The organism is Microcoleus sp. B7-D4, assembly GCF_036705125.1.
In the GTDB taxonomy this organism is placed as follows: Bacteria; Cyanobacteriota; Cyanobacteriia; order Cyanobacteriales; family Microcoleaceae; genus Microcoleus.
In genome coordinates this window covers 21,568-34,359 of sequence record NZ_JAUBTT010000062.1, presented here as the reverse complement: position 1 = coordinate 34,359, position 12,792 = coordinate 21,568, and the positions used below count along the sequence as shown (strand labels likewise).

Sequence of the window (12,792 nt, the reverse complement as noted above, 5' to 3'; positions counted from 1 at the left end):
AAATTTCGGGTTGACCTAGGTTATCGGTGGTGGGGGGCGGGTTTATCTAGATTGTCGGTAATCGTTAGATATGGTTGGTGAACCCGCCCCTACCAAATCTGGGTAAAGGTATTTTGCAAAAATACCGCGTTTCCCCCCACAAGCAGTTAAAAATGAGATTTGGGATGAAAATAACAAAATCAGATTTTGTCGATCGCAAAACGGGAAGGCACTTGCTAGATTCCCTGTATGAAAAGTTTGCCAAACCCCAACTGCACGATACTTTTAAACCCAATAATCCTTCAATCTACATTCGGCACGAAGAAGGGCAAGTTATTGATGGAAATTATATCATAAAAAAAGTTTTTGAAGACTCTCGCACTGGTTTTTATGCTGAAAGTCGCCTCCCCATTTCTGGCAATAATCCGCCTGTTTTCGTGATTCGCGGCTACGGTTCTTGGTATCCTTTCGAGCGCGTTTTGGAAGATACGCCCGATGTATTTATGGCAAAACTAGAACGCCAGTTAAAATCGGCGCAAACTGTGGGTGCTATTGATTGGATAAAGCAGCAATTTCACAGCGGGAATCCGCCGGATGTTATCGGAGAAAGTTTGGGCGGCAAAGTTGCTCAGCAAATAGCAGCAAAATACCCGGATTATATTAGATCCACTGTAATTTTTAATTCTTTGGGCGTTTCGGAAAAGTTAGCTAAAACTTCCACCGCTAACAATGTTTTTCACTACTTTACTTTAGGCGAAAGGTATGCTTTCTGGGCAAATGAAGGCGATTACATACCGGGAACGATTTTTGTGATTTCCCAGAAGGGTAACAACTGTTGTTATAAAATCGAAGAGGCGATCGTCCGAATGGCGCGTTTTGAAGGCAAGTTTCTCAAAAGGCGCGCGATTGTGGCAATATTGGCTCAGTGGCTTTTGCTAAACAGACACAATGCGATCGTCCTCAACAAACGGCGGCCAGTAGTCGTTGAGATCGATCGCACTCAATTGCAAATTTTCCGAAAAAAGCGCTTTGTTTAAACTCAGACAGAATGGCTTCAGGCCGCAGATGGCTGATTTTCCCGTGCTGCGACGGCGAGAACCAGACAAAGTGCTGCGATCGCTTTTTCCCATTCTTGCTTTACAGCGGTGGGTTGAACCTCATCAAAGGCGCTAACTAAACGAGGTATCGCTCGTTCTAATGCCTGTCTGGGAATTGATTTGTGCAATTCAACTAAACGAGTTAAACTTTCTTGATTCTTCAAAAAACCGATTACCCATTTCGTAGTATGATCGGGACTCTCAGGGACGTTTTTAATTCCTAGTTCTGTTTGCAACCAGTCGTAAAAACGCGGCAGCTTTTGAGCTAAAACAGTTCCAGCAGTTGGCAAAGTTTCTTTGAGCAAACCACTATCCAGACTTCCCAAGACTTGATTGAATTCCGGTGAATCGAGCAAGCTGGTTAATGGCAGTGAAAGCAGCGTTTCAGAAGCGTCAGGGGATACATTTAAAGTCCGCGAAAATGTTTGCAGCATTGGAAAGTCTCTGGTAGGGATGACTTTTTTAGCCTAACAATCGCGCGAGTCTATGAATATGAGCTACCTCATATTAGCTGAGTTAAAGACTCGGCGGTTGAAACCTATCCTACACAAACTTTCGTCCCGTATAGGGACTAAAGAGTAATACTAATTATAAAAAATCATGCAACAGTAGCTGTAGGGTGCGTCGCTCTCAAAATTTATCAAAAAAAGCGACTATCTCACAGCGACGCACCGGTGCATACAGTCTTTCAGGAAACAAACCAAAAACTCATAACTGTTGCCCGATTTGGGAGAATTGGTATAATACCGAATCCTGCGGCTCAAACTCGGCGGTTGAAACCTATCCTACACAAACTTTCGTCCCGTATAGGGACTAAAGAATTATCCATAATTAAATTCAACCAATTTATTCTTTTAATTTTTTACGCTAGCAACTCATCGACGGCCATACTAAAACCAGGCAAAACTATTTGAGTGCTGACAACTTCACCTCTGGCGAATAAAAGTCTCTGCTGTTGAGTGACAACAACAATCCACTGACTCTCAGGAAGTACCAGCCATATTTCTTGACAGCCCGATTGCAGGTATTCATTTGTTTTGGCAAATACTTCTTCGGCTTTATCAGTAGGAGAAATAATTTCAGCAATCAACGGAAAACTTTGAGGAAGTATGGTAAAATCATTAAATTGGGCGACTAATTCTGGTGTCAAGTAGGAAACATCGGGACAGCGACCTCTCCCTACTGTACGGCAACCTGTTTCTGTGTAAACTTCTCCACCTTGTCCGCTGGAAAGTGCGTAATTTCCCCAATAGCGGGATAGCCGAGATTGAATCCGACCAGTTTTTGCTGTCATGCCGTTTTTTTCCACTAATTCTCCATCTACCCATTCTGTGCTGTCAGGCGGGTTTTCCATCCATTCTTCTAGGGAAATGCGGGGAAATTCAATCACTTGAATTTCTATTGATTCGATGAGTGAACTTACCATGTGAGTTAATCCTCTTTTATCTGTACTAAGCTAATACGCATTTAAATTGCCTGGGGCAATAAATTTTCCTTCTTGTGGGGTGGGCATCTTGCCCGCCCTCAACATACAATTTAAATGCACAACAGCTTATCTCACAATTTGAGCGATTCGCTTCATAATTTTGAGTACATTGTACAATTCATTCCCTCGATCGCGCAAATCAAAGGAATTAGATAAACCGTACTGCGGTGTACCTTGATACGTCATTTTAATGAACTGAAAATTCCTGCCGTTGCTTAGCATTCCAAAAGACGCCATGCTAGGATTAGGATTAGCCAGCAGATAAGCTAATATTTGCGCTAATCCTGTTTCTATGGAAATTTGAGCGCTTTTTGACTCGATAACCATTACCCAAAACTGCTGTTTTAAAACCAGGACATCCATCCTACCTCTGATAATTGTCTCGTCTTCGTCTTCAAAGAAAATTTCTACTTCAGGTTCAGCTTTGATATGAAAGGGAGGTAAATAGAAACCTGCAAAATGTAGCAAGGGAGATAAGACCACCATTTTGACGGTAGTTTCTAGCATTGGAGGATACTCGACTAAGTTGAAATAGCTAGCTTTCACTTGATCGAGAAATTGTTTTTCAAATTCGCTGATTTCGGGTAATTCGTCAATCCATTCACGAAAAAATTGGTCGTCATCAACGAGTTGGATATTAAATTTTTCCCTTAAGTAGGAGAGAGTAACTTCTCTAGCTTGGATTGTTGCCGTCATAGTTTTTGATGATTATTCCTAATCTTAACTACATTATACAACATACAATTCATTTCCTCGATCGCCCAAATCTAATTTCAACCGGGCTGTACATATCTGCGTGCATCTGCGGTAAAAAAAAATCCCTTAAATATTTACACAAATTCTCCCTTAGCAACCATCACCACCTTACCACCCACCAAAACTGCTATTTCCCCTTCATTTTTGGCGGATTGTAACAACAGCAAAGAAGGTCGATCGATTTCATAACCCTGCTCTACTCTGACATCAATCTTTGTTTCCCCATAATAAGCGTATTCTACCAAATATCCCGCCAAACAGCCGTTAGCACTGCCAGTCGCCGGATCTTCTGGAATTCCTAATGAATGGGCAAAAACTCGCACGCTTAAATCATTAATGTCGCTGTAGGTTTCTGGGCAAAATATCAAAATTTCTTTTGCTGCCATTGTATCAACTAGCTCAAAATATTTATCTAAATTGACTTGAGCTTTTTTGAGCGATGCGAGGGTTTTTAATGGGACAATTATAAACGGTACTCCCGTAGAAACTTCTTGAATTGGGAAGTTTGGATCAATTTCATCTGGTTCTAAATTCAGGACATTTGCCAGACTTGCGGCTGATAAAACTTGACCAAAACTAGGCGGGTTTTGTCGCATCCACAAAATATCTGCCGCTTCATTGTGATAATTAAAAGTAACTGGAATTTGACCGACGGCTAGATTGAGAATTACTCGATCGACCTTTTCGCGAATAATCTCTTGCTGCAACACAAACGCAGTGCCCAAAGTCGGATGACCGGCAAAGGGCAATTCCTTCTTGGGCGTGAATATCCGCACGTCATAGCCGCCATCTCGCGGATCGGGCGATCGAATAAACGTAGTTTCTGAATAATTGATTTCCCTCGCTATCTGTAGCATTTGAGCCTCAGATAGTTCGGCAACTCCTGCACCGCAAAATACAGCTAGTTGATTGCCAGCATATTTTGACTCCGCAAACACGTCAACTATATAAAAATTCACATTTCCCTCGTTCAACAGTAGTTTGTGTTTCTTGTTACCAGGCTCTGCCTGGTAACAGAGATCCAGAGGCTCCGCCTCGCTACTTCAAACAGCGAATTGCCTCCAACATTCCCCTGGCTTTATTCAGCGTTTCTTCGTACTCCATATCCGGGTTAGAATCAGCTACCAAACCAGCACCTGCTTGCACAGAAACCGAATGTTTATCGCCTCCTTGAGAGCGAACAACCATAGTCCGAATCGCGATCGCACTATTCAACTGTCCCTCAAAATCATAATACCCGTAAACCCCTGAATACGGCCCCCGGCGACAACCTTCCAACTCGTGCACAATCTCCATCGCCCGAATCTTCGGAGCACCGCTAACCGTACCCGCAGGAAAACCAGCTTTCAACAAATCCCAAGCTGTCTTATCCTGGGCCAATTCTCCCACCACATTGCTCACAATGTGCATGACGTGAGAATAACGCTCAATTTCCATTAACTCGTCAACTTTTACAGTACCGTTTCGGCAAACTCTTCCTAAATCGTTCCTACCCAAATCAACTAACATGACGTGTTCCGCAATTTCCTTCGGATCTTGCAGCAATTCAGCAGCCAAAGCATCATCTTCTTGAGGAGTTTTACCCCGGCGGCGAGTGCCGGCAATCGGTCGCAAAGTTGCTATCTTTTTGCCATCAGCAGTGTTTTCCGCCTTCACCATAATTTCGGGACTCGAACCGATAATCTGCCAATCTCTGAAATGAAAATAAGCCATGTACGGAGAAGGATTTATGAGACGCAAAGAGCGGTAAAGTGCAAAAGAATCGCCACTGTATTCAGCCTCTAGTCGCTGCGAAATAACTACTTGAAAAATATCTCCGGCTTTGATATAATCCTTCGCCTTTAAGACATTGGCACAATACTTTTCACGGGTAATATTGCTAGTGTAAGCCAATTCTGTATTTCCGGTTGTGGAACGGGCATCTTGCCCGTCCTTATCTCTTGTGGAACGGGCATCTTGCCCGTCCTTATCTCTTGTGGAACGGGCATCTTGCCCGTTATTGGGAGGTGTCCATTCTATGAGAGTAGATTGCCTGGAAAGTGGCGATTGCAGCTTCTCAACTAACTTACCAACGCGATCGCACGCTTGCTGATAAGCATCGGCCAAATCAACGCCAACCTCGCGCAAATCCGCATAGGCGACGACCCAAATTTTCCGCTTCACCTGGTCGAAAATCAGCAAATTATCCACCTGCATCCACAATCCATCCGGCAAATCATTCTCACTGGCTGGATGCACGGGAACTCGCGGTTCTATCCACTTAATTAACTCGTAACCCCAAAAACCGAATAGCCCGCCAATTCCCGGCGGCAACTGCGGCAATTTCACCGGTTGATAAGACTCCAAACATTCAGTTAAAGCTACAAACGGATCGCCCGTAAATACTTTTTCGGAACCGTCACGGTAAACTTGAGTTGTGCGAGATCCCCTTGCCTCCAAAATCCACAACGGATCGCACCCTAAGAAACTATAACGCCCAAGTTTTTCCCCACCTTCGACAGACTCCAGCAGAAAACTGTAAGGTTGACCCGCACAAACCCGATACCACGCAGACACCGGCGTATCCAAATCAGCAACCCATTCTTGATACACGGGTACAAAATTGCCTTGTTTCGCCAGTTCCGAAAATTGTGAGAAATCGGGAAATATCATATACTAACTTCGCTATACAATCAATAAACAAAAGACGGAAACCAACATCCCTCCGGCGACCGATACTCGCCAACTGCCATCACCGCCATCGGCTTGAGGGCGCGCAGCCCCTCTTCCAAGCACCAGCGAAACAAACTTGGGTACCTCAGCGGCAAGTGAAAAGAAAGCAATTCTTCGGAATTGTACGCAGCAGCCCCCAAGAGCAAAGCCTGCATATCGGCTTCAGTTTCCGCGACGCTGTGGCTCAAAGCCGACACCGCACAAGTATAAGCCACAATCCGACCTTGTTTGCAAGCAACCCAAGGAGAAAAGAAAGTCAGGGCGTCTTCAATCTCCGAAGTTCGATCGCACCCGCACAGTTTTTCGCACAAAGCAGCACATTCACCAACATCCTCACTAGCCATCGGGCGCACCTCAAACCCATGCGGAGGCTGGCTGCGAAACTTCCCTGCCATTAACACGAAAGGTTCCTTCACCTCAAAACCCAAAGAAGCGTACAGCGACAGCGAGGCCATATTAAAAGATTCCTGAACCAAACGGATGCCCACAGCGTCCTGTCCCCGTTCCAGCAAAGCTTTCAGGATTTCCCGTCCCGTGCCGCGACCTTGAAAAGTTCGATCGACACTGACGGGCCCGATACCGCGAATCGGGTTGCGTTCGTCCATAAACCCGCAGCCGACAACCGCACCGGAACTCTCGGCTACTATGCCAAAAAACAACGGACTTTCGATCCGAAGACCAATAATTTCAGTTGAAAACTCCAGCGTCGGAAAATCTGTAGGGAATTGATGGCGATCGGAAATACATTTAAAAGCTTCATAATTAATGCGAGCGCAAACATCGATATCAGAAGGCTGCGCTCGCCTGATTGCGAGATTCATTTTTAATTTAACATTAACTTTTAATAAGATTAGAAGTTTGCAGTAGTATTTTGGCGCTGCGGGCTTAGCCTCCCGCGCCAGAATACTACTGCAAAAACAAGTTTACAAGCTGAGCCTTACAGGGAATATTACCTATGTTTTGCTCAGCCATGCACTCATCGTCTAAGGATCGAAAGTCTTCTTACCTGTGAACTTGAGCGTAGCCGGATTTGGATTGCTGCCAATATTGCGGTCAATCTTACCGTTGTAGGGACGACCTTCGTTCACCTTCTCAGGGAACACGCCATCCTTGGGATGCAGGTACTCAGTAGTACCGTCTGGAAACACGCGGTAAATTTTGTAGTTCGTGATTTTGAATTTAGCCCGCAGTTGCTGGCCGCCCAAAGCGATGCACTGCTCCTTCCGGGGCAGATGCAGCAAGTTGTCGCCTTGACGCATAATCGCAGCGCCACCCGTAGGCATTTCAAACACCTGCTCCTTGGGGCTAGTCCAAGTGATAGCGTACTTCTCTTCAACTAGCGCCTTGGTCAGCAAGCCGCCTGTGCTGCCGCCGAAGATTGGGGGTTGTCCAGTAAGTTGTTCGGCCATAGATATATCCAAAGGATTTTTACGGCATCGTATCATCGAGACTGCACGCTGTTCTCGAAATTGTAAGGAAAATTAACAGTTTTTTGGCGATCGATCTTTTCTGATAACTGATAATTAGTAATTAATAATTCATAATTGGTAATTTCCACCCAAGTTAGAAAACAAAATTAGGCAGCACGAATTCCGAAAAAATAATCAAAAAAAAACAGCAATTATTCTGGTGCTTGTGGGGCACCTGAATAATCGCACATTCCCCCAAATTACCCCCACACACGATCGCACAATTTACCGCGTCAACCCTAAGTCAAGAACGAATTAGGGTCATAGCCGCGCGGAATTTGGCTCAAAGCAGTCCAAGTTTCCTGATTGACAATCCCGTCAGCCTCAATCCCAAAGCTTTTTTGAAATGCGCGAACAGCTTTGTCCGTCAAAGTAGACAAGTCGCCGTCAACTTTACCGCCATAATGCTGGGAAATTTTGAGAACTTCCTGAACAGTAGCGACTGCTTGCCCAGAACTGCCCAATCTGAGTACCGGCATATTAACTGGAGCTCCAGTATAAAGCGCCTGCCAAGTCAGTGGCCCGACAATGCCGTCGGGCGACAAGAAAACCCGAAACTGAAACAGCTTCACAGAAAATTCAACTGCTTTGTTAAAAATTCCTTTAGCAGGCTGCCGGTAAAGGTGCAACTTGGTTAGCAGTTGTTCGAGTTCCAATACCGCTTTACCTTGAGAACCTAATTGTAGTTGTGGCTGTTTGGCCATAGGTTGAGTAGATTTCATCTGGGTTGTAGGTGACATAATCGATTTTGCTAACCTCTAGGTTTGAGTATTCTTCTGGAAAAAAACTTTTTCCGGGCCAAACATTTGCATTTTCAACTTTCCACGAATCAACACTGGCCTCGGCAGTGCCTCAACAGATTCGATCGACTTTTACCATGTCACGGCTTGTGCAGGGCAGACTTATACCAATTTAGATTTTAGATTTTAGATTTTAGATTCGGCAGGACTGATTACGATCGGGGTTTGCAGCTTACCTACAGTTGGATTCTTATTTTAAACTGCTATTAATTTTCGGCAGCGTCCCTAGGTATTCTGTCGCCAAACCGGGTTTAAGACGGTAAGCGCATCCTGAATCTGCTTTGATACTTTCTATTTTAAAGCTGAACACCGCTCCCGCCACATCACCTTTAAGGCCGATCTCACAGGGTGAGGATTGAGGGTGATATCCTTTCCGTTTACATCGGAATTATTCATCTCTCTCTTCTCTTTCTCTGCGAGCTCTGCGTTCTCTGTGGTTAAATCATTCCGATGCAATCGGCATTAATATTAGTCGTTAAGTCCGACAGGGGTTGAAACAAGATCCTCATAGCTCAAGTCGTCTCAAGACGACTGTAGATTAGTATTTGATATCAAGTCCGGCGTAAATAGCCCCTCATATCAAATTTGTTAGCAGCCGATTTGATATCATGCCAGCGCAGCCGGATTTGATATAACTCGATCGATACTTGCGCGCTCAGACGCCCACAAACCCGGTTTTTTACAGTAGATTCCCCAGGTAAATGTAGATCGCGATCGACCGGGTTTCGAGCAACAGAATCAGTAATGATGCGATAACTGTAAAGAAACCCGGTTAGGAGTGTGTACTTCATAAACCTGGAATACGCTGTATCAATTGAGTCTAAACAGTGGGAATAGTAAAGTGAAATTCACTTCCTCGGTCTTTTCCTGCGGAATCTACCCAAATTTTACCGCCCCAGCCGGCAACAATCTGTTTGCAAATTGCCAATCCCAAACCGGTACCGCCGGTGCTGCGGCGCAAAGCTCCTTCTTCTTGATAAAATCGATCGAACACTACTTTTAAACTGTTCGCCTCTATTCCCCTCCCCGTATCGGCTACCAGCACTTCCACCATCCGAGAACCGTTGCTTTTGGCTCTTATGGTCACGCTTCCTTGAGGTGTGGTGAATTTGCAAGCGTTGTCTAGCAGTTTGGAGAGCACCTCCACCAACCACTCTCCGTCAGCTTGCACTAAAGGCAATTCTGCGGACACTTCGGCGATAATTTCCGGTAACTGTCGATCGACCGTGCGCGAGCGCACGCTGCTGAGGGCTAAATCCACGCATTCTTGCAGCGTCAGCGATTCTACATTCCATTGGACTCGCCCGCTTTCTAAGTGAGAAAGAGTTAAGAAATCCTGCACGAGTTTCCGCATTCGATCGGCATCGCCGAGGGCAGTTTCTAACATGATTTGCCGCAATTCTGCAGGCATATCTGGTTCCGAGTTCAAACTTTCCAAACACACTTGAATCGTAGAAAGTGGAGTGCGAAGTTCGTGTCCGGTGATGGCAATTAGATTGCTGCGAGTGCGGTCTAATGCTTCTAATTGTTGGTTTAGTTCTTCTAAATGAGCGTAGGTTTCTGCTTGAATTAATGCTGCTCCGAGTTGGGTGGCGATCGCCTCTACTAAAGCAATTTCGTCTTCTTCCCAAGCCAAAGTCGATCGGCACTGGTGCATTTCCACCATTCCCAAAACCCGCCCATGATAAAGCACTGGCACCATTAACCAAGAGACAATTTGCCAATTTTTTACAATTTTTTCCAGGAATTTTGTATTGACAATTAGGGGGTGTTGTGATGTGTCTTGGATGTAAACTCGCTCTTGCCGCGCCACCGCCTCAATCCATATTTGATTTTCCTGCAACAGCCAAGTCTGATCCAGCATGGAACTAGCGCCGGGAGCCAAAAACTCGCGATCGATTTTGACCGCCACATCTGCGGTCTTGCACCGATAAATCAAACATCGGCTTGCTGACAGGACAGTTCCCAGTTCTTGAACTGCAACTTCGACGATTTCTTGTGGGTTGAGAGACTGCCGCATTGCCGTTGTAATTAAGTTTACCAGGCGTTCTTTGCGTTCCTGGGCGGCGATGGCGGCGTATGCTTTGAGCAGTTTGTGCTGGCCTGCTTGCAAGTAGGTGACTAAGCGTTCGGTAAAAGCATCGCTCAATTTTGGATGGGGAATTTTTGAGCTTTTTGCCGTACTTTTGTCGGGTTTGGCGGCTTTGGCAGTGGCGGATTTCCTCGTTTTTTTCGGTGTTTTGAGCTTGTAAGTAGTTCGCGCTCGATCGATCTTTTCCGCCAATTCCGGGCGATAATTGACAATTCTATCGAGCAACAATGCGGCCGCTTTGGAGCTGACCTCGCGATCGAACGTCCAAATTCCTTCAAATCTGCGAGCTTGATCCATCACCAGTGGCCCGCGATCGTCCTGGTTGTCGATCGGCACAATTTTTTCTTGACAAATCAGGCAAGTTGAGTAGTGTTCCCCCAGTACCACTAAGTGCCACTCTTTACTTAATCCGTCCTCCGGTGCAAACGCCACAGTTTCGTGACACTCCGAAGAATTTTTAAACTCAGTTTCCGGTGCTGCCAGCACATATACCTGAGAGGATCGTGAGGCAATTCGCCGGTAACGGTGAGCTTCCTGGCGGTAGAAGCGCTCTCGCTGAAAGCTTGCAATGACTAGGGGTTCGTCGTCGGAACCCGCCAAAACTAAGTCTTCCATAGCGTGAGACAGGGCTGTCATGGAAGATTTGAAATAAATTTGTGCCCGCAGTTGGGGCAAAGCTTGCAGAAGTTCTGCCAGTAGCGAAATAGGGACGATCATCTAGCTTTAAACGTGCATTTTTGCCGATGACAAAACAGGAGCGATAGGAGCTTTAGAGCGCTCCTTCTTCAGTATCTGATAGATTTACAGCACTTGTTGACACTCTCCGCCCTATAAGCGCGAAGATTCTTAACTCGTAGGGAGTCCAACGACTTTGCCCTCCGGGAAGCATCTTGACGGTATGTCCTACCGCTGCAAGTCCTCGTCGTAGAACTACTTGGGCTGCGGCAACATCTCTATCAGTTGTATACCCGCAGCTATTACATTTGTGGATACGTTCTGACAAATCTTTTTTACCTGTCTCCACTCCACAGTTAGGGCAAATTTGACTTGTTTTTCTAGAGTCAACTTCCCTGAAAAAGACTCCACGCTTAAAACAACACTGTTTCAGAATATTGAAGAATTGTCCCCAAGCCGCATCTAGGCAGTGCTTGGCTAACATTCCCGCAGCTAGAGCTTTGCAATTTAAGTCTTCAACAAATATCATTCCTGCCTCATTGCAAAGCAAGTGAGCAGTACGCCAATGAAAGTTCTTGCGGGTGTTGCTTATATGTTCATGGAGTTTTGCCACTTTCGTTTGAGCTTTACGCCAATTATTTGACCCAAGTTTCTTTCTGTTGACTCTTTGTTGCAGCAATTTAAGCTTGCGTTGAAGGTCTACAAAAAACCTCGGTCTTGGTAGTGTTAGCCCAGATGATGTAGCGAGAAAACTGATTAATCCTACGTCGATTCCTACTGCTTCTCCTGATGGTGTTGCTTGAGGTACAGATACACCCCATTGCAAACTAAGCATCACGTACCAACCGCTAGCTCGTTTAACAATTCGAGCTTGTTTCACCAAGGCATCACCAGGTATCTCCCTTGATTGTCGGAACTTAACCCAACCTATTTTAGGTAGGTTAATCATGCCGTTTTTCAAAGGCGATTTCCCCAGTTGTGGAAAAACAAAAGATTTACAGCGACCAGGCTTCTTGTACCGAGGAAAGCCAAAGTTTCTCTCCCACATTGAAACAAAAGCTTGTTCTAACCGTTTAAGTGTTTGTTGTAGAACTTGCGATTGAACTACCCTCAAAGCGGGGATTTTTTCTTTTGCTGCTGTTAAACTTTTGCACTGAGAAGCATAAGTAGGACGCTTAGCATCAGCAGGAATAATGTACTCGGAATGTAGGGAACAAGCATTAACCAGGCAACTACGAGACTTATACCAAGCCTTCCGTTCAGCAAGTGCGTAGTTATACACCCGCCGACACTGTTCTAGCCAGTCTTCAAACAGTGAAACTTGGCTGACGGTAGGTTTGAGCTTAAACTCGTAGGTTAGAGAAAACACTTGTAGTACCTCCTTGTCTCAGTATTGTACCATACTGTTACAAAGGGACAACACGATTGATAAGAAAAAAGCCGCCCTAGAAGGGCAGGGCTTTAAACCCATTTTCTCGGTAAGTAAAGTACAAAGAAATCGGTTTCGCTCTCCAGGAGTATCCCGGTGTTCGCCCCAATTCGCTCCGCCGTGCCCGCCAAGATTCCTAGTTTCCCTGTACTTGAGTGTCAAACTATCCTCGCTCTATTGGATATCAGTGCCATAATTATCGCTTTTTGGCGATCGATCTGGTTAATCGGTAATTAAACTTTAAAAAAGCGCAAATAATTAGCCATTCGTTAAAAACTAACGACCAATTATTTTGAC

12 protein-coding genes are annotated in these 12,792 nt (G+C 45.2%); 1 reads left to right on the top strand and 11 read right to left on the bottom strand.

Annotation, left to right across the window (positions count from 1 at the left end; translation table 11 throughout):
* Window positions 1-164 precede the first annotated feature (164 nt).
* Window positions 165-1,016 (top strand): hypothetical protein, encoded by an 852-nt coding sequence (locus tag QUB12_RS23650; protein WP_333308621.1) that lies wholly within the window; start codon window positions 165-167, stop codon window positions 1,014-1,016.
* A gap of 17 nt (window positions 1,017-1,033) precedes the next feature.
* Here QUB12_RS23650 and QUB12_RS23645 read toward each other — a convergent pair whose 3' ends face one another.
* The 11 genes from QUB12_RS23645 to QUB12_RS23595 all read right to left on the bottom strand — a co-directional run bounded on the left by QUB12_RS23645 (window position 1,034) and on the right by QUB12_RS23595 (window position 12,435).
* Window positions 1,034-1,510 carry a hypothetical protein gene (locus QUB12_RS23645; protein WP_333308619.1) on the bottom strand — a complete coding sequence of 159 codons (477 nt, stop codon included), beginning with the start codon at window positions 1,508-1,510 and terminating at the stop codon, window positions 1,034-1,036.
* A 428-nt stretch (window positions 1,511-1,938) separates the two neighbouring features.
* Window positions 1,939-2,502 (bottom strand): Uma2 family endonuclease, encoded by a 564-nt coding sequence (locus tag QUB12_RS23640; RefSeq protein WP_333308616.1) that lies wholly within the window; start codon window positions 2,500-2,502, stop codon window positions 1,939-1,941.
* Between the two features lie 126 nt (window positions 2,503-2,628).
* Complete coding sequence (locus QUB12_RS23635; protein WP_333308614.1) at window positions 2,629-3,258, bottom strand: type I restriction enzyme HsdR N-terminal domain-containing protein; 630 nt, start codon at window positions 3,256-3,258, stop codon at window positions 2,629-2,631.
* A 134-nt stretch (window positions 3,259-3,392) separates the two neighbouring features.
* Complete coding sequence (locus QUB12_RS23630) at window positions 3,393-4,277, bottom strand: PhzF family phenazine biosynthesis protein (protein WP_333308613.1); 885 nt, start codon at window positions 4,275-4,277, stop codon at window positions 3,393-3,395.
* A 79-nt stretch (window positions 4,278-4,356) separates the two neighbouring features.
* The gene (locus QUB12_RS23625; protein WP_333138361.1) at window positions 4,357-5,970 is read right to left on the bottom strand and encodes an anthranilate synthase component I family protein; all 1,614 of its coding nucleotides are present in this window, start codon (window positions 5,968-5,970) and stop codon (window positions 4,357-4,359) included.
* Window positions 5,971-5,990: 20 nt separating this feature from the next.
* A complete protein-coding gene (locus tag QUB12_RS23620) occupies window positions 5,991-6,851 on the bottom strand; it encodes a GNAT family N-acetyltransferase (RefSeq protein WP_333138363.1) in 861 nt (286 codons plus the stop codon).
* Window positions 6,852-7,013: 162 nt separating this feature from the next.
* Window positions 7,014-7,439, bottom strand: coding sequence for a photosystem I reaction center subunit II PsaD (locus QUB12_RS23615; protein ID WP_333106609.1), 426 nt, complete (start codon window positions 7,437-7,439; stop codon window positions 7,014-7,016).
* A gap of 299 nt (window positions 7,440-7,738) precedes the next feature.
* Window positions 7,739-8,239, bottom strand: a complete 501-nt coding sequence (locus QUB12_RS23610) for a peptidoglycan-binding protein (RefSeq protein WP_333138365.1) — start codon at window positions 8,237-8,239, stop codon at window positions 7,739-7,741.
* A 611-nt stretch (window positions 8,240-8,850) separates the two neighbouring features.
* Window positions 8,851-9,090: a hypothetical protein gene (locus QUB12_RS23605; RefSeq protein ID WP_333138367.1), complete on the bottom strand. Its 240-nt coding sequence runs from the start codon at window positions 9,088-9,090 to the stop codon at window positions 8,851-8,853.
* 29 nt (window positions 9,091-9,119) lie between these two features.
* On the bottom strand, window positions 9,120-11,108 hold the full coding sequence (locus QUB12_RS23600; protein WP_333138370.1) for a DICT sensory domain-containing protein: 1,989 nt from the start codon (window positions 11,106-11,108) through the stop codon (window positions 9,120-9,122).
* Between the two features lie 52 nt (window positions 11,109-11,160).
* A complete protein-coding gene (locus QUB12_RS23595) occupies window positions 11,161-12,435 on the bottom strand; it encodes a transposase (RefSeq protein ID WP_333138372.1) in 1,275 nt (424 codons plus the stop codon).
* Between the last annotated feature and the right edge of the window lie 357 nt (window positions 12,436-12,792).